This is a genomic window from Pseudomonas sp. REP124 (genome assembly GCF_020164475.1).
Lineage (GTDB): Bacteria > Pseudomonadota > Gammaproteobacteria > Pseudomonadales > Pseudomonadaceae > Aquipseudomonas.
The window spans coordinates 14,043-34,916 of sequence record NZ_JAIQWX010000061.1; the positions used below are offsets into that span (position 1 = coordinate 14,043).

At 61.5% G+C, this 20,874-nt stretch carries 21 protein-coding genes; 7 read left to right on the forward strand and 14 right to left on the reverse strand.

Features of this window, described 5'->3' with window-relative positions; translation table 11 throughout:
- Nucleotides 1–203: 203 nt before the first annotated feature.
- The 7 genes from K9857_RS16215 to K9857_RS16245 all read right to left on the reverse strand — a co-directional run bounded on the left by K9857_RS16215 (nt 204) and on the right by K9857_RS16245 (nt 5,907).
- Nucleotides 204–1,094: a transporter gene (locus K9857_RS16215; protein ID WP_224537407.1), complete on the reverse strand. Its 891-nt coding sequence runs from the start codon at nt 1,092–1,094 to the stop codon at nt 204–206.
- A gap of 82 nt (nt 1,095–1,176) precedes the next feature.
- The gene (locus tag K9857_RS16220; RefSeq protein WP_224537409.1) at nt 1,177–2,238 is read right to left on the reverse strand and encodes an NADH:ubiquinone reductase (Na(+)-transporting) subunit F; all 1,062 of its coding nucleotides are present in this window, start codon (nt 2,236–2,238) and stop codon (nt 1,177–1,179) included.
- A 10-nt stretch (nt 2,239–2,248) separates the two neighbouring features.
- Complete coding sequence (locus K9857_RS16225) at nt 2,249–2,608, reverse strand: phenol hydroxylase subunit P4 (protein WP_224537410.1); 360 nt, start codon at nt 2,606–2,608, stop codon at nt 2,249–2,251.
- A 137-nt stretch (nt 2,609–2,745) separates the two neighbouring features.
- The gene (locus tag K9857_RS16230; RefSeq protein ID WP_224537411.1) at nt 2,746–4,278 is read right to left on the reverse strand and encodes an aromatic/alkene/methane monooxygenase hydroxylase/oxygenase subunit alpha; all 1,533 of its coding nucleotides are present in this window, start codon (nt 4,276–4,278) and stop codon (nt 2,746–2,748) included.
- 53 nt (nt 4,279–4,331) lie between these two features.
- Entirely contained in the window at nt 4,332–4,604 is a 273-nt protein-coding gene (locus K9857_RS16235) for an MmoB/DmpM family protein (RefSeq protein ID WP_224537413.1), read from the reverse strand.
- Nucleotides 4,601–5,596 (reverse strand): aromatic/alkene monooxygenase hydroxylase subunit beta, encoded by a 996-nt coding sequence (locus K9857_RS16240; RefSeq protein ID WP_224537415.1) that lies wholly within the window; start codon nt 5,594–5,596, stop codon nt 4,601–4,603. The genes K9857_RS16235 and K9857_RS16240 overlap by 4 nt, the downstream gene beginning before the upstream one ends.
- A 56-nt stretch (nt 5,597–5,652) precedes the next feature.
- Complete coding sequence (locus K9857_RS16245; RefSeq protein ID WP_224537416.1) at nt 5,653–5,907, reverse strand: phenol hydroxylase subunit; 255 nt, start codon at nt 5,905–5,907, stop codon at nt 5,653–5,655.
- 383 nt (nt 5,908–6,290) lie between these two features.
- Here K9857_RS16245 and K9857_RS16250 point away from each other — a divergent pair, with 383 nt between their 5' ends.
- Entirely contained in the window at nt 6,291–7,994 is a 1,704-nt protein-coding gene (locus tag K9857_RS16250) for a sigma-54-dependent Fis family transcriptional regulator (RefSeq protein WP_224537418.1), read from the forward strand.
- A gap of 177 nt (nt 7,995–8,171) precedes the next feature.
- The gene (gene catA, locus K9857_RS16255) at nt 8,172–9,101 is read left to right on the forward strand and encodes a catechol 1,2-dioxygenase (protein WP_224537420.1); all 930 of its coding nucleotides are present in this window, start codon (nt 8,172–8,174) and stop codon (nt 9,099–9,101) included.
- 65 nt (nt 9,102–9,166) lie between these two features.
- Here catA and K9857_RS16260 read toward each other — a convergent pair whose 3' ends face one another.
- Nucleotides 9,167–10,486, reverse strand: a complete 1,320-nt coding sequence (locus tag K9857_RS16260) for an OprD family porin (RefSeq protein ID WP_224537422.1) — start codon at nt 10,484–10,486, stop codon at nt 9,167–9,169.
- Nucleotides 10,487–10,897: 411 nt separating this feature from the next.
- On the opposite strand from K9857_RS16260, the gene K9857_RS16265 reads away from it, so the two are divergent.
- The 4 genes from K9857_RS16265 to K9857_RS16280 all read left to right on the forward strand — a co-directional run bounded on the left by K9857_RS16265 (nt 10,898) and on the right by K9857_RS16280 (nt 14,718).
- A complete protein-coding gene (locus K9857_RS16265; RefSeq protein WP_224537424.1) occupies nt 10,898–11,560 on the forward strand; it encodes a glutathione S-transferase family protein in 663 nt (220 codons plus the stop codon).
- Between the two features lie 115 nt (nt 11,561–11,675).
- Nucleotides 11,676–11,960, forward strand: coding sequence for a hypothetical protein (locus K9857_RS16270; protein WP_224537426.1), 285 nt, complete (start codon nt 11,676–11,678; stop codon nt 11,958–11,960).
- A gap of 203 nt (nt 11,961–12,163) precedes the next feature.
- Nucleotides 12,164–13,540 carry a pyridoxal-phosphate dependent enzyme gene (locus tag K9857_RS16275; RefSeq protein ID WP_224537428.1) on the forward strand — a complete coding sequence of 459 codons (1,377 nt, stop codon included), beginning with the start codon at nt 12,164–12,166 and terminating at the stop codon, nt 13,538–13,540.
- Nucleotides 13,537–14,718 (forward strand): trans-sulfuration enzyme family protein, encoded by a 1,182-nt coding sequence (locus tag K9857_RS16280; RefSeq protein ID WP_224537430.1) that lies wholly within the window; start codon nt 13,537–13,539, stop codon nt 14,716–14,718. Before K9857_RS16275 ends, K9857_RS16280 begins: the two co-directional genes overlap by 4 nt.
- Nucleotides 14,719–15,019: 301 nt before the next feature.
- Here the strand turns inward: K9857_RS16280 and K9857_RS16285 are convergent, their stop codons facing one another.
- Genes K9857_RS16285 through K9857_RS16310 form a run of 6 tightly spaced genes read right to left on the reverse strand, consistent with a single transcriptional unit; the run spans nt 15,020 to nt 19,711 of the window.
- A complete protein-coding gene (locus tag K9857_RS16285) occupies nt 15,020–15,412 on the reverse strand; it encodes a GFA family protein (RefSeq protein WP_224537432.1) in 393 nt (130 codons plus the stop codon).
- Between the two features lie 25 nt (nt 15,413–15,437).
- A complete protein-coding gene (locus K9857_RS16290) occupies nt 15,438–16,343 on the reverse strand; it encodes an amino acid ABC transporter permease (protein ID WP_224537434.1) in 906 nt (301 codons plus the stop codon).
- On the reverse strand, nt 16,340–16,972 hold the full coding sequence (locus K9857_RS16295; protein ID WP_175379299.1) for an amino acid ABC transporter permease: 633 nt from the start codon (nt 16,970–16,972) through the stop codon (nt 16,340–16,342). Before K9857_RS16295 ends, K9857_RS16290 begins: the two co-directional genes overlap by 4 nt.
- A 21-nt stretch (nt 16,973–16,993) precedes the next feature.
- Nucleotides 16,994–17,836, reverse strand: a complete 843-nt coding sequence (locus K9857_RS16300) for a glutamate ABC transporter substrate-binding protein (RefSeq protein WP_224537436.1) — start codon at nt 17,834–17,836, stop codon at nt 16,994–16,996.
- 38 nt (nt 17,837–17,874) lie between these two features.
- Nucleotides 17,875–18,639: an amino acid ABC transporter ATP-binding protein gene (locus K9857_RS16305; RefSeq protein WP_224537438.1), complete on the reverse strand. Its 765-nt coding sequence runs from the start codon at nt 18,637–18,639 to the stop codon at nt 17,875–17,877.
- A 49-nt stretch (nt 18,640–18,688) separates the two neighbouring features.
- Nucleotides 18,689–19,711 carry an asparaginase gene (locus tag K9857_RS16310; protein WP_224537439.1) on the reverse strand — a complete coding sequence of 341 codons (1,023 nt, stop codon included), beginning with the start codon at nt 19,709–19,711 and terminating at the stop codon, nt 18,689–18,691.
- A 184-nt stretch (nt 19,712–19,895) separates the two neighbouring features.
- Between K9857_RS16310 and K9857_RS16315 the strand changes: the two genes are divergently transcribed.
- A complete protein-coding gene (locus K9857_RS16315) occupies nt 19,896–20,846 on the forward strand; it encodes a LysR family transcriptional regulator (protein ID WP_224537441.1) in 951 nt (316 codons plus the stop codon).
- Nucleotides 20,847–20,874 lie beyond the last annotated feature (28 nt).

Genomic DNA, 20,874 nt, shown 5'->3' on the forward strand with positions numbered 1-20,874 from the left:
CGGCTGAACTGACGCCATCGCGGGCAAGCCCGCTCCCACAGAATTTGCGCCTTACGCAACTATTGTGATCGCCGTGAAAACTGTGGGAGCGGGCTTGCCCGCGATGAGGCCAGCACATTCAACAGAGATGGCGACTGATCTGACGCCATCGCGGGCAAGCCCGCTCCCACAGGATTGGTGGTGGCCGGAACTGCCGGGTTCGGTCAAAACGGCACGGTCAGTTTCATCCAGTAGGCATTCCCCTGCGCCCGGTTGCGCACTTGGGTTTCCTGTTCCCATTTGCCGGTGACGAACCACCCCGATTTGCTGGTGTATTTGATCGACGGACCGATCGCCAGGGATCGCCCCTTGTTGTCCTTGATCGTCTCGCCGTTCTGGCGGTCGTCGGTGGTCTGGCGGTAGTAGTAGCCGCCGACACCCAGCACCCAACCATTGCCCAAGCCCCAGCCAACCGCATAGTCGACGTGAAACTCCTGGCCCGAACGGTAATCGGTCGCGGAATTTTCAAGGTTGAAGTCGTACATGATCTTGGCGTCGAGGTTCAGCCCGTTCGGGTCGACGTAGGTCATGGCGTAGACCGGTTCGATCACCCAGTAATTGCGACCGATGTTGGCCAGGTCGCCACGGTCATAACTGCCGGTCGGGGCGATCATGTCCAGGGAGAGAATGCTGTGGAATTTTTCGCTGTGATGGAACCCCAGCGCCGACCCGAAGATGATGTCGCCCATACCCTGTTTGCTTTGCGACTGACCATTGAGCTCAACCTTCAGATCCACCAGCGGCACGATCGCATGTAGCGCCACGCTCGCGCCGAACAGCGTGTAGTCGCTGACCCAGATCAGCCTTGGAGTGATGGCATTCGCCCGCACGCGAAAATCCACCGGAAGTTTCTCGCCATCGTTGCCGCGCAGGTTGTCGGCTTCGTAGTGATTGACGAACAGTTGCCCGTAGAAACCCGGCGGCGGCATCGCGCCGGACATGTAGTTTTCCGCCCCCAACGGGTAGGAAGTCCCGCCGCCTTCGGTGGCGTGGGCCACCAGCGGCAAGGCGGTCAATGCTGCGGTCACGATCAGTTTTTGCGTTGTAAAAGTCATGCAGTTCAACCTTTATTGTTGTTATCGGTCGGGCACGCCCTGCCCTCTCGTCACATTCGAGAAGGCAGGTTTACGGGGTTAATCAAATGCGTTTGAACAACGCAGAACGCTGCATCGATTCCCCTCCATCGGCGGCGCTGTAGAAGCGCTCCATGAAGATGTCGCGTTCGAACAAACGGCCCTGCATCAGGCAGGTAATTGCCGAGTCGATCATCACCGGCGGCCCGCACAGGTAAGCCTTGCGACTGCTGAAACGGCCGTCGAAATGCTGCTTGGCGGCGTCATGCACATAGCCCTTGAAGCCGGTCCATTCGCTGTCCTCCACCGCCTGGCTGAGCGCCGGTACATAGGTGAAGTTGGCATGATCCCGGGCCAGTGCCTCGAACAGCTCACTGTTGTACAGCTCGGCACGGTTGCGCGCGCCCTGGAACAGCACGATCTGCCGGCTGTCGCCCGCCTCCAGCAAATCCAGAATCATCGACTGCGGACTGGACAAGCCTGAGCCACCGGCGATGAAAATCAGGTCGCCGCTCTGCGAGCCCCGCACGAAGAACTGTCCATAGGGACCGGAGAGGTCCACTGCATCGCCGACCTTCAATTGATCATGGATCATGCCGGTTGCCAGCCCACCGTCGACCTTGCGCACGTGCAGTTCGACCTCGTCGGCACGGCTCGGCGGATTGGCCAAGGAGAAGGCTCGCGTACCCTCGATGCCGGGCAATTGCAGGTTGATGTACTGCCCCGCCTGGAAAGCCATCGGCCGATCGAGTTTGAGGTGCACACCTTTGATGGTCGGCGACAGGTCCACCAGCGCACTGACCGTCGCGCGGTAGTCCTCCACCGGATGACCGAGGAAATCCGGATCGGCATCGATGTCAGCCTCGATCACCATGTCGCTCTGGGGGATCGCGCAGCACGCCAACACCTTGCCTTCATCACGCTCCATGTCCATCAGCGCAAAGGACGACGCCGCGCCCAGATCCGCTTCCCCTTCCAGCACCTGGACCTTGCAAGTGGCGCAAGTGCCATGGCCGCAGGCAAACGGCAGCCACACACCCTGGCGCAACGCGGCCTGGAGAATGGTCTGCCCTTCTTCCACTTCGATCTGCTCGCCAGTGGGTTCGATGGTTACTTGGTAGCTCATGACCCTGTCCTCAGTTGAAGCTGCCGGCAATGCCGTTCAAGCCAGGTGTGTTCAGGTGCAGCAGGCTTTTGTGATCGATGCCGTTGGCGATCAGGCTGGAATTGTTGTCGGGGCTGAAAGGTTGATCGTTGAGGCGCCACTGCGCCTGGCTGAAATCGACCCGCGCCGCGTCCGGGTGGCTGGCGATCGAGGGTTTGACCACCTGCTCGATGAAGGCGCCGAAGGGCATGTCCGGCGGCAGCGGGAAGGTGAAGGGTGCGCAGAACATCAGGTGTTTTTCCCAGCACAGGTACACCAGCTGCAGGCCGTGGAAGTTTGCCTGGTGGTCCAGGGGTTGGGCGCTGTAGGCGCCGATGGCGGTCACGGGCATGGTTGTGTCCTTATTCTTGTTGGGTTGTGGGTGGAGCAGGTTGACCGGCGATGGCGGTGTTTCAGGCGACTTATGTGTCGACTGGGAGGCCGCCTTCGCGGGCAAGCCCGCTCCCACAGGGATCTTGGGTGTCTGAATTAGCCGGTTTTTTTCAGGTCCGGTTTGCGGACGTTGGGGTGCCAGTCCTGCCAGCGTGAGTGCTCGGTGGAGCCCAGGTATTCGAAGTTGTCCTGGCCGGGGTTGATGTTGTAGTAGTCGCGCACCACCGCCTCGACGTCGCCGCCACCGCAGTTGCCCTGCAGGATCTGGTGCACCGGCAGCCAGGCCTGGATGTACTTGGTCGGCTCGTACTCGAAGATGTCGCAGCAGCCCTGCGAGCAGAAGTGATAACGCTCGCCCTCATGCGTCGCGCTGCGATGGCTGAGGGTGGTCGGATCATCCGGCTCGCCGAACGACAGCGGGATCTGGCAGATCTGGCAGAGCATCGGCAGGGTCGGGTTGTAGAAGCGCTCGCCCTTTTCCTGCAGTTCGCGCCAGTGCTCGTAGCGTGGGCGGTAGATCTTGTCGAAGGTGTCCGGGTATTTGGACGACAGCCAGTCCAGCTCCTCGTCGGTGGGAATCCAGGTGTGGAAGTTGGTGGCCTGGCTGTACTGGTAGAAGATCGACCAGGCCTGATGGCTGATGTGATCCTTGCCGATGTTGGCCTCTTCGACGTGCTTGGGCGGACGAATGCCGTAGCGTTCCAGGTCCTTGAACAGCGCGCCGCCGGCCTCTTCGAAGTACACGCCCCAGGCTTCGGACCAGGACATGACTTTGTTGGGCAGCATGTAGTCCATCATCATCCCCACCAGCGTCAGCAGGCGGTAGCCGCGCCAGAACCACTTGTCGATCCAGCGCTGGATGATCGGTACGTTGTCTTCATGCTGTTCGAGCAGGAACTTGATCACTTCAAGACCCAGGGTCATGTGCCGGGCTTCGTCGGACTGCGCCGAGAAACCGAAGGTCACCGTGGCCATGTCGCCGTTGAACGCGGCGCCCGACATGAACGGCACGAACAGCAGGTTGGTCAGCACGTACTCGAAGGAGAACGAGATCGCCGTGAGGAACTCGAACGGGCCGGCGGTGCGCGCATCCTCGAAGAACGACTTGGGCACCGAGAGGAACCACACGCGGTCGTGCATGTGGGCGAAATCATGCAGGCCGTTGAAGTGCTTGTTGTAGTGGCTCATGGCGTGGATCTGGGTCTGCACGTGACGCAGTTCGTCGATGGCCTGCATCTGGCAGGCGACCCGCGCACCGGCGCCGCTGAACTGCCGGCCGACCCGGGCGAAACCCTGATAGGCCTGGTACTCCAGTGGCGTCACCCCGGACAGGAACAGCTTCAGCGCGTTGACATAACGGGCGTCAGAAAGCGTGGTGTGGCCGTTGTTCTGGGAGAACGCATCGAAGATCGCGTAGAGCTTTTTCTCTTTCTCGGCCTGGTATTTCCAGTAGGTGTCCATGGTCAGGCGGAACGGGTCTTCCCACTTGTCCCAGTCGGTGATCTTGATGCCCTCGAAGCGTTCGTGAGGGTAGATGTCCTCGTGGGTCTGGTAGCTCGGCTCCCAGTCCAGGTCACGGGTCATGCAGCGGTATTTTTCTTTGGCATTGAGGCGTTTTTTCACGGCCATGATGGCGCTCCCGAATTTTTGTTATGGATCGAAGCTGGCGGGTGGGCTGCCGGTCAGCTGTTCCAGTACAGGGAAAAGCTGTCGTCCTCTTCCACGACGTTGCCGCCCAGGGTGATCACGTACATCAGCATTTCCTGGATGTCCCAGGTGCTGCCGGTGAGCTGCTCGACCGTCTCGCGCCGGATGTCCAGGCGGTTCTGCGCTTCGATGCGGATCATCGACGGCTGGTGCTGGATGCTGGCGTGGGGGTTGTCCTGCACGATCGCGTCGACGATCGAACGGGCGTAGTCGGTGTCCTGCAGGTTGATGTAAACGAGGGAAGTCATGCCTGGGCTCCTGTCAGTCCGATTTTCTTCAGGCGAGCGCTGAATTCGCCGCACACGGCGTCGAGCGCCGAAGCCTCGAGACCCAGGCCCGCCAGCGGTTGCAGCGCTTCAACGGAACGGGCGCTCCAGTGATCGATCCAGCCTTGCACCAGGGCTTTGTTGGCGGCGCTTTCGTTGACAACCGTCTTGAGCATGCCATCGACCCAGCGCTGGCTTTCGGCGAACCACAGGCGCATGAATTCGGTGAGCATGCCGACCTGGCCGGCGCCGTTGGCGGTCAGTTGTTCGTCGAGTTTGTGGAACAGCAGCGGGTACACCAGGCCGTCACTGACCAGGTTCTGCGCCACGGTCAGTTCGAACCAGTCGCGCACCACCAGGGTGTCCTCGACGTAGCGGCGCATGCCCTGCCACGCCGGATCGTTGATCCATTGCTGTTTGGCCTGGGCCAGCAGCAACACGTCGCCGTCATCGAGCATCAGGCCGATGCGTGACAGGTATTGGGCGATGCCCAGACGGTCCATGGCATGGAACATGTGCATCTGCGTGACGCTGGTGCCGAAGCCGTCGGCGGCGATGTTGCTGTTGTTCATGTTGGCGCCCATTTCGGCGTGGCGCAGGGGCAACAGCAGCTTGCTGATCAGCTGGATATTGCTGGCGGACAGGCCGGCGAGCATCTCGCGCTTCTCGCAGAAGGCGTAATCGTGCTCGGCGTTTTCCTGCATCTTGGCCCGGGCCTGGACGTAGGCGCCGTAGTAGTACTGGCGCGGGTCGCTGACGGTGTACCAGTCGGCCATGACCACTGCAGTGCGGGTCGCGTCGTTGAGCAATTTGTCGGGCTGCCACAGCGGCCGGTAGTGAAAATTGGTCGCCGACTCCAGGTCGAAACTGGCTTCCTGATAACGGCTGGCGACCTTGTCGCCAAACCGGCGACGGGTGTGGCTGAAGGTGTTGCGGATCGTCTCGACGGTGGCCGTCTTGATCTCGACACTCATGGAGTGGACTCCTGTGGTTATTGTTCTGTTGGGGCTGCTGTTGGCTTAGGTAAGGTTCAGTCGGCGTCGCGGCCTTCGCCGTAGCGCCACTTGCGCGCATCGGCATCCAGGGCTTCGCACATCTGCGTGTCCATGTGCTGCACATGATTGACTTCGCAGAACTGGTCGAACGCCTTGCGCGGCAGAACCAGCTCGACGAACAGGTCGGGAAAGCCGATGGCGAAATCGAATTCGACGAAGGTGTCGTCAGGTCCGCTGCGTACACGGACGTAGCGCGGCATCTGATCGAATGGGCTGGCGGGTTGGCTCATGCTCGGGTACTCCCTTGTTCTTGTGAGGGGTACGGAGCAACAAGGATGCCAGTGGTAAAAATCGGCTCTGAATTAATTTTTTATTCGTTTAAAAACAGATATTTATGTATTACAGGCAGCGAACACCGGCTGTTCGCAAGCCCCTGCAGAACCTCGCTCCAGCCCTGATGAATTGATCATTTGATCAATCGCCCTCGGCACCTTCGAGCAAATGAATCAATGACGCGGAGATTGACTTTTCGCTCGGATTCAGGCCGCTTAGAAAAAGAAAAACGACCATGCCTGCCTGCAAAAAAACGGTCGCAACGATGCGTAGAAAAATCCGCCATGGCCTGAGCGGAACGCATCACCACCCCCAAAAAACTACAACAGGGGCGCAGTGAATGATCACCACGTACAAGGCTTCGCAACAGCCGCCGTCGCTCAAGGATTTGAGCGATCAGGTGCGCTTTCTGGGTGGCGAAGGAAAGATCTGGCTGGACGAACAGCGCATGCTGCTGATCCAGGTATCGATGATGGCCTCGTTCCGCCGCGAGCTGATCGAGATGCTCGGCGTCGAGCGCGCCAAGGGCTTTTTCCTGCGCCTGGGCTATCAGTCCGGGCTCAAGGATGCGGAGTTGGCGCGCAAGCTGCGACCCCACGGCAGCGACGTCGAAATGTTCTTCACCGGCCCGCAACTGCACTCGCTCAAGGGCATGGTCAACGTGCGCCCGCAAGAGATCGACATCGATCTTGAGAACGGTCAGTTCTACGCCGACATCGAATGGCAGGACTCCTTCGAGGTGGAAAACTGCCAGACCGAGAACCTGCATTCCGATCAACCGGTGTGCTGGATGCTGCTCGGATACGCCATCAGCTACAGCTCGTTTTTCCTCGGTCGGCAGATCATCTACAAGGAGGTCAGTTGCCGGGGTTGCGGCGACGCCCAGTGCCGGATCATCGGCAAGCCGGCCGAGCAATGGGACGATGCCGAAGAGATCATGCGCTACTTCCAGAGCGACCCGATCATCGATGAACTGCAGGCCTTGCAGGTGCAGGTGGCGAACATGCGCCAGCGCCTGCAGATCGAAGCCGGCAAGTTCTACGGCATCGGCCAGTCGCCGATCTACCGTCGCACCTGCGCGCTGATCGACAAGGTCGCCCTGGGCAAGGCTTCAGTGCTGCTGCTGGGCGAGACCGGGGTCGGCAAGGAAGTCATCGCCCGCAGCCTGCACCTGCGCAGCGAGCGCGCCGGCGGGCCGTTCATTGCGCTGAACTGCGCGGCGATCCCTTCGGACCTGATCGAAGCCGAGCTGTTCGGCGTGGAAAAAGGCGCCTACACCGGCGCCCAGCAATCACGCATGGGGCGCTTCGAGCGGGCCAACGGCGGCACACTGTTCCTCGATGAAATTGTCGAATTGAGCCCACGGGCGCAGGCAACACTGCTGCGGGTTTTGCAGGAACAGGAACTGGAGCGGGTCGGCGATTCGCAGACGCGCAAGGTCGATGTGCGGGTCATCACCGCCACCCACGAAGACCTGGAAAACGCGGTCAAGGAGGGGCGTTTCCGCGCCGACCTGTTCTATCGCCTGAACGTGTTCCCGGTGCGTATTCCGGCCCTGCGCGATCGCCGCGAAGACATCCCGTTGCTGATCGAACACTTCCTGGAAAAGCTCCACGCCAGTTACAAGAAAAAGACCCTGGGCCTGTCCGACCGCGCACTGGAGGTGTGCCTGCACTACGACTGGCCGGGCAACATCCGCGAACTGGAAAACCTGATGGAGCGCGGAGTAATCATCACCGACGACAACCAGAGCATCACCGTCGACGCCCTCTTCCCCCACTCACCGCAAATGGCCGAAAGCATTGGCGTGGCCAGTGACGGGCGGCTGGTCAAATCGACGAGCACGTCCGGTCAGGGCTGGATCGACACGATCATCGACAGCGGCATCGCGCTGGACTCGGTGGAGGATGCGTTGATTCAGGCGGCGATGGAGCGCAGTCACCAGAACGTCTCGGAGGCGGCGCGGTTGTTGGGTATCACCCGGCCGGCGTTGGCTTATCGGTTGAAGAAGTCGCCGTCGGATTCGAACCCTCCCAAGGCTTGATCATTTGGATAACTCCCTTGGCCGGCACTGATCATTTGCTCAATGCCGGCCACGTCCCTCGCTCCACCCTCTTCTACCCAACCGTTGAAAATCAGTGACTTGCGATCCCGCACGCGCTTGGCATCCCGCTTGCTACAACCCCAATCACTGCTATCACCCACAAGAAGAGACCGCACCATGACCGTGAAACTCTCCCACACCGAAGCTGCCCGGCAATTTCTCGATGAGGCCAGTGGCCTGAACAACCCTGAAGGCAATCCACGCCTGAAGGTGGTGATAAACGCCATTCTGCAGCACACCGTGCAGATCATCGAAGTCCACCAGATCAGTCCCGAGGAATTCTGGACCGCGGTGAATTACCTCAACGAGCTCGGCAGCCGTGGCGAAGCCGGTTTGCTGGCGGCCGGACTGGGTCTTGAGCATTACCTGGACCTGCTGCTCGACGCCAAGGACGAGCAGGACGGCATTCAAGGCGGTACGCCACGAACCATCGAAGGCCCGTTGTACGTGGCCGGCGCGCCGATTTCCGAGCACGAAGCACGGCTGGACGACGGCCAGGATTCAGGCACGGTGTTGTTCATGCAAGGTCGGGTTTTCGATCTTGAGGGCCAACCCCTCGCAGGCGCGGTAGTCGACGTCTGGCACGCCAACACCCTGGGCAATTACTCGTACTTCGACCCGAGCCAGTCGGCGTTCAACCTGCGCCGTCGGATCGTCACCGATGACCAGGGCGTCTACCGCTTTCGCAGCATCGTGCCGAGCGGCTACGGCTGCCCGCCGGACGGTCCGACCCAGAAACTGCTGGACGGCATCGGCCGGCACGGCCAGCGTCCGGCGCACATTCACTTCTTCCTCAGCGCCCCGGGCCATCGCCACCTGACCACGCAGATCAACCTGGCCGGCGACGAATACCTGCACGACGATTTCGCCTACGCCACCCGGGATGAACTGATCGCCGATATCCATTTCAACACCGACCCGGCAGCGTGCAGAGAGAAAGGCGTCGAGGGGCAATTTGCCGAGATCACGTTCGACTTCACCCTGCATCCGAGCCAGGCCACAGGCGATGAACACCGTCGCCAGCGGCTGCGTGCGCTGGAGGCTTAAGTGAAAGCGTGAGTGAAGGCAGGATCGAGAGCGCCACGCACGCTTTCGATCCTGCCGACCCGGTATTACAGCAACGGAATCGCGTAGTTGATGATGAAGCGGCTCTGATCGACATCACGCCCCGCCTCGGTGTTGGACTGCCCGTTGCGCAGCGAGAAACCGACGTTCTTGAACGTGCCCGACTGAATCACGTAGTCCAGGGTCATGTCCCGCTCCCACTCCGATTGATCCCCTCCGTTCTGCGCCTTGATCCCGGTGCCCTTCAGATAAGCGATCGACGCCTTCAGCCCCGGCACGCCCAGCGCCGCGAAGTCGTAGGTGTACTGGCCGAAGCGGGTTTGCTCGCCGGCGCGGGTAAAACTCTGGATCATGCGATCGGTGGGCAGATAGACGCTGCCACCACCGGCCCCCTTGTCCGGCAGGCTGCCCTGGTTGGGCTGGACGAAGTTGCTGCCATCCCCGACCTGCTGATACCCCAGCGCCACCGCATGACCGCCGTTGGCGTAGGTGACCATCGCCGCCCAGGTGCTGTTGTCGATTTCGCCATCGTTGTCGTCGGTGTAACCCGACACCCGATACCCCGCCGCCCTGCCCGCCGCCGAGCTGTTGGCGCCGCTGGACGTGGTGCGGAAGTAGCGCAGGTCGGTGGTGATCGAACTGCCGCCGTCCAGCGGCAACATGTGCACCAGGCCCAGGAAGTTCTGGTTGTAGAAGTCTTCCAGCTGCGCGAAGTAGTACTGGGCCTTGAGGTTTTTGGTGACCTCGTAGTCGCCGCCGGCGAAATAGAACTTGTTGCTGTCACGGGTGGCACCGGCCACCGACAGCCCGGTGCGATCGGTCGAGGCGCGTCCCACGGCCTGCTCCAGCAAACCGCCCGTCAGGGTCAACCCGTCGATGTCTTTGGAGGTGACCTGGGTGCCGGTGAAGGACTGCGGCAGCACACGGGCATCGTTGGACAGGAGAATTGGCAACTTGGGCAACAGCGTGCCGTAACGCAGTTCGGTTTTCGCCAGGCGCATCTTCGCGGTCGGGCCGAAGCTGCTCCAGCTGTCGGCCGCGCCATCCCCATCGCTCGGGATCATGCCGCTGCCGACGTGACGCCCGGCGCCGCTGTCGAGGGTCACACCGAGCAGTGCCTGGGCATCCAGACCGAAGCCGACCGTACCCTGGGTGAAACCGGACTCATAACGCAGCACGAAACCCTGTGCCGTTTCCTCGGTTTTCGAGGGCTCCGCCGTGCCGTCGCGGTTGTCGCTGTTGAAGTACAGGGTGCGCATCGACAGCGTGGCTTTGCTGTCTTCCAGAAAGCCGTGAGTGTCGGCGGCCTGGGCGGTTACCGAGCCGCTGGCGAGGAGGATGACGGTGGGGATTGCTCGTTTCAACATGCGGGGTTCCTGGAATTTCTTATCGTTATTGGGGTGTGCTGTGGCTTGTTTCGGGCGCGCAGAGGCCCGTGCCCGATGTGTGGACATGGGCCTCAACATTTCTAAAGGTGGTTAAATCCCCTGTAGGAGCGAGCACGCTCGCGATGCACGTTCGGGCACCGCGGGGTGTCAGGCTGCCAGCGTTATCGTTGACCTCCATCGCGAGCGTGCTCGCTCCTACAGGGTCGCGGGCAAACGTGAAACTCTTAAAACATTTCGGGAGGCGCTTTTCAAACGTGGTGAAAGTAGTTTTCGTGGAGGGATAAGGCGTGTCGTGCAGAGGCATGGATCGCGGGCGTATTTGAAAATCCGCCCGGCAGGTTTTCATCGATGGTCAATACTGCTTGGCACCCTGTACCGAGGAGACTCGTCATGTCCCTGACGCTGTACTACCACCCGCTATCGTCGTTCTGCCACAAGGCGCTGATTGCTCTTTACGAACACCGGGTCGACTGCGAAAAGCGCCTCATCGACCTTTCCAATGACACCGAGCGTTCGGAGCTGGAAGCGCTGTGGCCGCTGGTCAAATTCCCGGTCATCCGCGATCACACCCGCCAGCGCACCGTGGCGGAATCGAGTGTGATCATCGAATACCTCGACCACTTCCATGCTGGTGGACACAAGCTGATTCCCGACGATTGGGAGACGGCATTGCAGGTGCGGCTGTGGGATCGGTTTTTCGATCTCTATGTGCAACAGCCGATGCAGCAGATCGTCGCTGATCGCATTCAAGACACCCAGGGCGACCTGAGCAAGCAGCGCGCGACCCTGTTCACCGCTTATCGCATGCTCGAACAGCAACTGGACGCCGCCGGCTGGGTCGCCAGCTCGGACTTCAGCATGGCCGACTGCTCGGCCGTGCCGGCGCTGTTCTACGCCCGCACCCTGGTGCCCTACGCCGATGACTACCCGCGGCTGAGCGCGTACTTCGAGCGATTGATCCAGCGACCGTCGGTCCAGCAGGTGCTCGACGAAGCCAAACCGTGGTTCGCCTGGTATCCCTTCGCCGAGTCTCTGGAAAAGCGCTTCTGCTAGCCGTTACACAAATTTGTCGACACATCGCAGCGCTTGGCCCGCGCCTTGCTTTGGCAGGTTTCGCCGGGGACAGTCAACCGACTTCCCTGTGGCGCAACGGTCTGCGGAGGTTTGCATGGCGGGGCAATCGACACTGGCAGTTTTGTTGGCGGCGCTGGCGGCCGTCATGGTCGTACTGGCCGTGGTTCTGACCGCTGCTGCGGCGGCAATGGTGAGCGCTGCAACCCTCACGGCCATCGGGCTGGCGGGCAGATTCATACCGGAGATCCAGCCGCTGGCAGGCCTGGCCATCACCCCCTATCAGGCGACGCTCATGGCCGGCATGCAGGCCTGTGGGCTGACGACCATCACCGAGGTCATGCATCAGATCAATTGGTTTCTGATCAGGGCCACGCTCTGAAAGCCATTTGCTGGCCCCTTAACACCACCCAAAAAGCCACCCCATCACAGGTAATTTCCCCAATGTCGGGGATACTTTCATCGAGTCGGTTGCGAGTGTCGCGATCCGGGCCTATGGTCCAGACGAGGCAATGCCGCGACCGCGCCGAGACTCGCAGGCGATCGACGGCAATCCACCAAGGATCCCTGCAGTGAGGTGATGACATGCCGAACGACTCCCGCCCTGCCGTGCTCGAACTGATTGGCAACACGCCGCTGGTGCGTGTCAGCCGTTTCGATACCGGCCCCTGTACCCTGTTTCTCAAACTCGAATCCCAGAACCCCGGCGGCTCGATCAAGGACCGCATCGGTCTGGCGATGATCGATGCCGCCGAACGCGACGGCCGCCTCAAACCCGGCGGCACCATCGTCGAAGCGACCGCCGGCAACACCGGCCTGGGCCTGGCGCTGGTGGGCCGGGCCAAGGGTTATCGCGTGGTGCTGGTGGTGCCGGACAAGATGTCCACGGAAAAAGTCCTGCACCTCAAGGCCATGGGCGCCGAGGTGCACATCACCCGCTCCGATGTCGGCAAGGGCCACACCGATTACTATCAGGACGTCGCCGCGCGACTGGCGGCCGAGATTCCCGACGCCTTCTTCGCCGACCAGTTCAACAACCCCGCAAACCCGCTGGCCCACGAATGCAGCACGGCCCCTGAGATCTGGGCGCAGACCCAGCATGATGTCGACGCAATAGTCGTCGGCGTCGGCTCCGCAGGCACGCTCACCGGCCTGACCCGTTTCTTCAAGCGGGTGCAACCGGATCTGGAAATGGTCCTCGCCGACCCGGTGGGTTCGGTGATGGCCGAATACAGCCGCAGCGGCATCCTCGGCAAGCCCGGCTCCTGGGCGGTGGAAGGCATCGGCGAGGACTTCATTCCGTCGATCACCGACCTCTCCAGCGTGCGCCACGCCTATTCGATCAGCGACGAAGAGAGCTTCGATCACGCCCGCCAGTTACTGCGCACCGAAGGCATTCTCGGCGGTTCGTCGACCGGCACCCTGCTGGCGGCGGCGCTGCGTTATTGTCGGGAACAGACCGAGCCGAAACGGGTGGTCAGCTTCGTCTGCGACACCGGCACCCGTTATCTGTCCAAGGTCTACAACGATCAGTGGATGTCCGATCAGGGCCTGCTGCAAAGTAAACACTATGGCGATCTGCGCGACCTGATTGCGCGGCGCTTCGAGGATGGCCGGGTGATCAGCGTCGGGCCGGACGACACGCTGCTCACCGCGTTCCAGCGCATGCGCCTGGCGGATGTCTCGCAACTGCCGGTGCTCGAAGACGGCAAGCGTCTGGTGGGGGTGATAGATGAATCCGACATCCTGCTGAACGTGCAGAGCGGCGATGCGCACTTTCGCATGACGGTCACCAGCGCCATGACCGACAAGCTGCAGACCCTGGCGCCGGACGCCAGCCGAGCGCAGCTCGAAGCGGTGCTCGACCGCGGACTGGTGGCGATCATCGCCGATGCTTCAGGTTTCCACGGCCTGATTACCCGGGTCGACATGCTCAACCATCTACGGAGAACCCTTGCATGAGTCAGGATAAAAACGCCGCGCCCCGGGGCTTCGCGACCCGGGTGATCCACGCCGGCCAATCCCCGGACCCGACCACCGGGGCGCTGATGCCGCCGATCTATGCCAACTCCACCTACCTGCAAGACAGCCCCGGCGTGCACAAGGGGTTCGACTACGGGCGCTCGCACAACCCGACGCGATTTGCCTTGGAGCGCTGTGTCGCGGATCTGGAAGGCGGCACCCGGGGCTTTGCCTTTGCCTCGGGGCTGGCGACCATTTCCACAGTGCTGGAACTGCTCGAAGCCGGCTCCCATGTGGTGTCCGGCAATGACCTGTACGGCGGCACCTTCCGCCTGTTCGACAAAGTGCGCCAGCGCAGTGCCGGGCACCGTTTCAGCTTCGTCGACCTGACCGATCTGTCGGCGTTCGAAGCGGCGTTGCAGGACGACACCCGCATGGTGATGGTCGAAACGCCGAGCAACCCGCTGCTGCGCCTTTCGGACCTGGCTGCCATCGCCCGTATCTGCCGCGCCCGCGGGATCATCTGTGTGGCCGACAACACCTTCGCCAGCCCGTGGATCCAGCGCCCGCTGGAACTGGGTTTCGACATCGTGCTGCACTCGACCACCAAGTACCTGAACGGCCACTCCGACGTGATCGGCGGCATCGCCGTGGTCGGCCAGAACGCGGAACTGGCCGAGCGTCTGGGCTTTCTGCAAAACGCCGTGGGTGCAATCGCCGGCCCCTTCGACGCCTTCCTCACCCTGCGCGGCGTGAAGACCTTAGCGCTGCGCATGGAGCGCCATTGCAGCAATGCGCTGGAACTGGCGCAGTGGCTGGAACGTCAGCCACAGGTGGCGCGGGTCTACTACCCCGGCCTGACATCGCACCCGCAGCACGAACTGGCGCGCCAGCAGATGCGTGGCTTTGGCGGGATGATCTCCCTGGACCTCAACACCGACCTCGCCGGCTCCCGGCGTTTCCTGGAAAGCGTGGAGATCTTCGCCCTGGCCGAAAGTCTCGGCGGCGTGGAAAGCCTGATCGAACACCCGGCCATCATGACCCACGCCACCATCCCCCCGGACACCCGGGCGCAATTGGGGATTGGCGATTCGCTGATACGGCTGTCGGTGGGGGTTGAGGATGTCGAGGACCTGAGAGCGGATCTGGCGCAGGCGTTGGCACAAATCAGCCGCTGATCTCACTCTTGCGGTGACGATGCAATCCATTGTGGGAGCGAGCCTGCTCGCGAAAAAACGTGCGCCATACGCGGTCATCCAGACAGCACGCGTAATCGTTCACGCCCATCGCGAGCAGGCTCGCTCCCACAATTTTATTTTCCAGCCGTGGATATTGCGCACGACCGAAAACCCTGTGGGAGCGGGCTTGCCCGCGATTGCGGTGGATCAGCCAGCATCCATGTCACTGACACGGCCTCATCGCGGGCAAGCCCGCTCCCACAGGAATCGCAGCCAGTCGAAATCCCTCGCTTGGCGCGGGCTAGTCTTCGCCGCGCCCCGTTCCTTCCCGGTCGCGTTCGTAGTGTTTGGCGAGAGGAAACGCCGGCAGCCATGCTTCACGGCGCACGGTCCACAGTTCGTAGGTCGGTTTGAATTGATCGGGAGCATCAAGGGCGCCCAGATTCACTTCAATTTCATCGCCCGAACGGTTGAACACCGAAGACCCACACCGAGGGCAGAAACACCGTCCGGCGTACTCCCGCGTCTCCCCCTCAATCCTCACCGCCGCCTGCGGAAAAATCGCCGAAGCATGAAACAGCGCCCCATGGACCTTGCGGCAATCCAGGCAGTGGCACAGGCCAACCCGATACGGGCGCCCCGTTGCCACGATCCGGACATCGCCGCACAGGCAACCGCCGGTGATTCGGTCCATGGTGCGTCTCCTGTGCAGGTGAAGGTCATTGCTCCCGTCTGGGCAGTGGCTCAAACCCCGCCGGCAGACCGGGAACCGTCGCCAGTTTCACCTCGGCCACCTCCCCGTCGTCGCGCACGACGGCCCGGGAAGTATAGGCCTGCCGCCGTTCGATCCAGCGCCGCAGCGCCAGCAGCAACGCACTGACGAAACCGTACATGACCGTGACGATGAACGCCGATTGCAGCAGCGATTGCGGCGCAAAGCTGGAGATCTGCTGGGACCGGCGCAACAGCTCTTCATACGGAATGATGTAGCCCAGTGAAGTGTCCTGGACGATGGCCAGGATCGCACTGATCAATGCCGGCAACATCAGCTTGAGCGCCTGAGGCAGGACGATCCAGATCATCGCCTGGTGTTCGCGCATGCCGATCGACAGCGCCGCTTCGCGCTGTCCGCGTCCCAAGGAAAGAATCCCCGCCCGGACGATTTCCGCCGTCATCGCGCTGTGGTGCAACACCATGCCGAAGATCAGATAACCAAGCGCCGACCAGTGCAATCCGACCGAAGGCAGCAGGATCACGGTGAACAAAATCAGCAGCAGCAACGGCACCGCCCGGAAGCAACCGATGTAACCCGCCGCCAGCGTGCGCAACCAAAATCGCTCCGACAAGCGCGCCAACGCCACAGGCACCGCAAGACTGAAAGCCAGCACCGTGCTGATCACCGCCGCCAGCAAGGTGGCGACCAGCCCGTCGAACAGGAACTTCAAGGTGCCCGGATGCAGGAAGATTTTCCAGCGATGAGCATCGAACTGGCCGCTCTCATCAAGGCGATGCCCCACCGCGTACATCAAGCAGAACAGCAGGACCACACCGACCACCGAGATGATCCGGTTTCGCCGTCTGGCAATCGGTCCCGGCGGCTCATAAAGCAGATTGTCCGCGCTCATCGCACCACCGCCATTTTTTGCTCCAGGAAGCGGAAGAACAGGCCCGCCGGCAGAGTCAGCAGGAAATAGGCCGCCATGGCGCCGAGAAAGGTCGGCACCGCCAGCGCGGTGTCGAAGTTGATCTTCTGCGCGGTGTAGGTGATGTCCGCCACCCCGATCGCGGCGCCGATGGCCGACGCCTTGATCTGAATGATGAACAGGTTGCCCAGCGGCGCGATCACCGACTGCACGGCCTGCGGCAACACCACTTCACTCAGAATCTGATCGAAGCGCATGCCGATGCTGCGCGCCGCCTCGACCTGGCCGATCGGCACCGTGTTGATGCCCGCCCGCACCACTTCGCAGATCCACGCCGCGCTGTACAGCCCCAACACCAGCACGGTGGAGGTGAACAGCGAGTACATGAAGCCCAGCTTCGGCAGGCCGAAGGTGAACAGCAGCAACAACGCCAGCAGCGGCATCATCCGCATCAGTTCCACGTAGCTGCTGGCAAACCAGCGAAAGGGTGGCCAGGGGCTCACCCTCATGATTGCCAGCAGCAGCCCGAGAACGATCGCAATGGCAAAGGACAGCAGGGTCAGCTGGACGCTGACCGCAATGCCCCCCAGAAAGCGTTCGATATACGACATCAGGTTCGCCTCAGCCGCGTCTTATTGTTCGATCACCGGCACCTGCGGTGCGCCCAGCCCTTCCTGCAGGTCCTTGCCGTACATTTCCTTCCACTGGCCATTTTCGATCGCGGTGCTCAACTGCTTGTTCAGCCAGTCGCGCCACAGGGTGTCGTCCTTGATCACGGCAATGCCGTAAGGCTCTTCGGTGAAGGGCGCGCCGACCACACGCATTTTCCCTGGCTGGCGCATGGACTCGCCGACCAGCGTGGCGCCGTCGTCGACATAGGCGTCGAAACGCTTGTCGATCAGCCCTTCGACGCAGGCCGAGGCGTCGCTGAAGGTGACGATCTTGGCGGTCGGCGCCAGCGGCTTGAGGTTGCGCTCAACGGTGGTGCCGCTCAGCACGCAGACGGTCTTGCCATCCAGATCGGCGGCTTTCTTGATCGACTGATCGTCGGCGCGGACCAGCGAATCCTGGCCGGCAAGGTAATAAGGCCCGGCAAAACCGATGACCTTCTTGCGCTCATCGGTCACGGTCATGGTGGCGATGACCATGTCGACACGCTTGTTCTCCACCAGCGGAATGCGGTTTTCCGGGGTGGTGCTGACCCATTCGATGTTGTCTTCGGAACCAGTGAGTTTCTTCGCCAGCATCCGCGCCAGGTCCGCCTCGAACCCTTCGACGTCGCCGGTCATGGGGTTGCGCGAAGAGAACATCAGGGTGTTGAGCGAGCTGCCAACCACCAGCTTGCCGCGCTTCTGGATCTTGGCCATGGTCGAATCGGCCGGGAACTGCTCAACGGTGGATGCCGAGGCGAACGAAGCGAAAATGCACGAAGCCAGGAGGGAGACGCCGAGGGAAACGATTCGATTTGAGCGCATGTTTGGGTTCTCTTTTTATTGTGTTTGGGTTGGGGGAATCAGTGTGCAAGGACCTTGGACAGAAACTCGCGGGCGCGCTCCGAGCGAGGCGCGCTGAAGAAGGTTTCCGGGGGAGCGCTTTCGACGATCCGCCCGGCATCCATGAAAATGATCCGGTCGGCGGCGGACCGCGCAAAGCCCATTTCATGGGTGACCACCACCATGGTCATGCCGGTGCGGGCCAGATCGACCATGACCTTGAGCACCTCGTTGACCATTTCCGGATCCAGGGCCGAGGTCGGTTCATCGAACAGCATCACGCTGGGCTTCATCGCCAGCGAACGGGCCAGCGCCACACGCTGTTGCTGGCCGCCCGAAAGCTCAGCCGGATAGGATTTGCCCTTGTGCCCCAGACCGACCTGATCGAGCAATTGCAGGGCCCAGGCGTCCGCTTCCGCGCCGCGCATGCCAAGGACCTTGCGCGGCCCCATGGCGACGTTCTGCAAGGCGGTGCGATGGGAGAACAGGTTGAAGCTCTGGAAGACCATCCCGACCTTGGCGCGCATCTTTGCCAGTGCCCCGCCCTCTTCCGGCAGGCGTTCGCCATGCAGGAAGATCTCGCCGCTGGTGATGGTTTCCAGGCGGTTGATGCAGCGGCACAGGGTCGACTTGCCCGAGCCGGACGGGCCGATGATCACCACCACTTCACCGGGCTGCACTTCCAGGTCGACGTCAAACAGCACCTGCTGGCTGGCGAAGAACTTGTTGACGGCGCGCAGCGAGATGGCGGGGGTCTGCTGGTTTTGTGAGTGAGTCGATAGCATGGTTTCGATCTGCCCTAAAGTCTGATGGGTGCCCGGCAGGCACCCCGCATTAGACGAACTTCAATTGCACCGTGGCTTTCAGTTGGCCTGCCTGCGCACCGTTGTAACTGCGCAGCACCGGATCGGCCCAGGGTGCCAACAGCGGACAATCGCTGTCCTGTTCCAGCACGCCCAGTTGCTTGAGCACGGCGATGGTCACGGCGAACACGCTGGGGAAATCGCCATCGCTGACCTTGACCGCCACACCCAGGCCACGGCTGCGGATGCCCACGGTCTGCACGCCATCGGCACCGGTTTTCGCCACCCAGTCGCCATTGGAAGACAGGGTGATGCCCAAGTCGGCGCGACCGGTGCCGGAGACCATTTCCGGATGGCTGCGCATGGCCTCGAACAGGCGCTTGAGGATCGGATCGAGGCTGCCATCGCCACCGCCATCACCGCTGGCCAGGCGTGCCCACAACAGGGCCAGTCGCGACAACGGCATGCCCAGGTTCGGCGCGTTGCAGCCGTCGGTGCCGGTCCACAGTTTGTCTGACGCAACGCCGCTCAGCGACGCGACGACATTCTGGATGTCGCGCTGCAAGGCATGTTCGGGGGTCAGATAGGTCTCGCTGGGCAAACCGTGCAGGCGGCAATACGCGAGGAAGCCGCTGTGCTTGCCGGAGCAGTTGTGATGGCGTTGGTCGTAGCGAAAGCCCTGAGGCGGCAGATTATCGACGGTGTAGAAGTCCGGCAAATGACAGCCGCAGCCGAGGTCTGTGGAAGCCCGCTGGATTTTCGAGAGCATGCCGCTCACGGCATTCACATGGTTCGCTTCCCCGGAGTGACTGGCGCACATCACGGCCACCTGTTCGTCGGAGAAACCGAAGTGTTCCACGCCGCCATCGCGCACGAACGGGATGGCCTGGAAAGGTTTGAGCGTAGACCGGGAAAACATCATGGCGGCGGGATCGCCGGCATACGCCAGCAGCGAGCCTTCATTGTCGACAACGGCCACCGAGCCCCAGTGGATGCGCTCCACGTGTTCGTTTCGGGTAGCAATGGCCAATGGAACGTGTGCGGGAAAATCCATGGTGATCTCGATACTCCAAAGATTGCCCCAAGGATCAATGGTCCTGCGGGGCCAATACGTGGTCGGTTGTGATGAACGACGTGCGCACTTCGATCGAAAATGAGTCTATATTCCAGCAAATACCGATGGAATATCGCGAAACAGAATTCGGTTTTGCACCTGACGCAAAGGCATTCAGCTAACCATGACCTCTGAAACGGCACGTATCGATCATCTGGGCGTCATGAGGGCGCTGGTCAAAGTGGTCGAACTGGGCACCTTTTCTGCGGCGGCCCGGGAGATGCACGTCTCCCCTTCGACCCTGACCCGCATGATTTCGGCGCTGGAAAAGTCGCTCGGCACCACCCTGCTGCATCGCACCACGCACATCGTCGCCCTCACCGAAGCAGGCCAGATCTACCACGCCCGGGCGTTGTCGATGATTGCGGATCTGGACGACACCCTGCGTGTGGTCAGCGATCTCAACCTTGCCCCCAGCGGTCCGCTGAAACTGGTCTCGCCGGTGGCGTTCGGTCGACGTTTTCTTGCGCCCTTGATTGCGCCCTTTCTTCAAATGTACCCCGGCATCCAGATGGACCTGCGCCTGACCGACAACCACAACGACATGATCGTAGGCGGCTTCGATCTGGATATCCATGAAGGGGAAAACCATCTGGAGAACTTGATCGCCTATCCGCTCAGTCGCAACGACTCACTACTGTGCGCGACCCCCGACTATCTGGCGCGCTGCGGCCATCCCGCCAGTCCGGCAGACCTCAGCGCACATAATTGCCTGATCTACCTGCACCCCGATTCCGACCCTCACTGGTACTTCACCCGGGACGAGGTCAAACACTCGATTTTCCCCAAGGGCAATCTGCAGTCGGACAACTCGGAGCTGCTGCTTGAGGCGGTGTGTGGGGGATTGGGAATTGCCGAGTTCGAGATCTGGCTGGTGCGGGATCTGCTGTTGAGCGGTGAATTGCAGATCGTCTTGCCGGACTACCGGTTCGTCAATTCGCTGACTGGCAGGCAGATCTATATGGCGTATCTGCCGAATCGGAGGTACTCGACGAAGGTGCGGGTGTTGCGCGAGTTTCTGGAAACTCATCTGAAGGGGATTGGTGAATTGCCGCCTGAACTTTTCAAGGGCTAAAACCATTTGTAGGAGCCAGGCTTGCCTG

Coding starts and splice junctions, on each gene's coding strand:
- K9857_RS16215 (WP_224537407.1), bottom strand. CDS start 1,094: ATGACTTTTACAACGCAAAAACTGATCGTGACCGCAGCATTGACCGCC.
- K9857_RS16220 (WP_224537409.1), bottom strand. CDS start 2,238: ATGAGCTACCAAGTAACCATCGAACCCACTGGCGAGCAGATCGAAGTG.
- K9857_RS16225 (WP_224537410.1), bottom strand. CDS start 2,608: ATGCCCGTGACCGCCATCGGCGCCTACAGCGCCCAACCCCTGGACCAC.
- K9857_RS16230 (WP_224537411.1), bottom strand. CDS start 4,278: ATGGCCGTGAAAAAACGCCTCAATGCCAAAGAAAAATACCGCTGCATG.
- K9857_RS16235 (WP_224537413.1), bottom strand. CDS start 4,604: ATGACTTCCCTCGTTTACATCAACCTGCAGGACACCGACTACGCCCGT.
- K9857_RS16240 (WP_224537415.1), bottom strand. CDS start 5,596: ATGAGTGTCGAGATCAAGACGGCCACCGTCGAGACGATCCGCAACACC.
- K9857_RS16245 (WP_224537416.1), bottom strand. CDS start 5,907: ATGAGCCAACCCGCCAGCCCATTCGATCAGATGCCGCGCTACGTCCGT.
- K9857_RS16250 (WP_224537418.1), top strand. CDS start 6,291: ATGATCACCACGTACAAGGCTTCGCAACAGCCGCCGTCGCTCAAGGAT.
- catA (WP_224537420.1), top strand. CDS start 8,172: ATGACCGTGAAACTCTCCCACACCGAAGCTGCCCGGCAATTTCTCGAT.
- K9857_RS16260 (WP_224537422.1), bottom strand. CDS start 10,486: ATGTTGAAACGAGCAATCCCCACCGTCATCCTCCTCGCCAGCGGCTCG.
- K9857_RS16265 (WP_224537424.1), top strand. CDS start 10,898: ATGTCCCTGACGCTGTACTACCACCCGCTATCGTCGTTCTGCCACAAG.
- K9857_RS16270 (WP_224537426.1), top strand. CDS start 11,676: ATGGCGGGGCAATCGACACTGGCAGTTTTGTTGGCGGCGCTGGCGGCC.
- K9857_RS16275 (WP_224537428.1), top strand. CDS start 12,164: ATGCCGAACGACTCCCGCCCTGCCGTGCTCGAACTGATTGGCAACACG.
- K9857_RS16280 (WP_224537430.1), top strand. CDS start 13,537: ATGAGTCAGGATAAAAACGCCGCGCCCCGGGGCTTCGCGACCCGGGTG.
- K9857_RS16285 (WP_224537432.1), bottom strand. CDS start 15,412: ATGGACCGAATCACCGGCGGTTGCCTGTGCGGCGATGTCCGGATCGTG.
- K9857_RS16290 (WP_224537434.1), bottom strand. CDS start 16,343: ATGAGCGCGGACAATCTGCTTTATGAGCCGCCGGGACCGATTGCCAGA.
- K9857_RS16295 (WP_175379299.1), bottom strand. CDS start 16,972: ATGTCGTATATCGAACGCTTTCTGGGGGGCATTGCGGTCAGCGTCCAG.
- K9857_RS16300 (WP_224537436.1), bottom strand. CDS start 17,836: ATGCGCTCAAATCGAATCGTTTCCCTCGGCGTCTCCCTCCTGGCTTCG.
- K9857_RS16305 (WP_224537438.1), bottom strand. CDS start 18,639: ATGCTATCGACTCACTCACAAAACCAGCAGACCCCCGCCATCTCGCTG.
- K9857_RS16310 (WP_224537439.1), bottom strand. CDS start 19,711: ATGGATTTTCCCGCACACGTTCCATTGGCCATTGCTACCCGAAACGAA.
- K9857_RS16315 (WP_224537441.1), top strand. CDS start 19,896: ATGACCTCTGAAACGGCACGTATCGATCATCTGGGCGTCATGAGGGCG.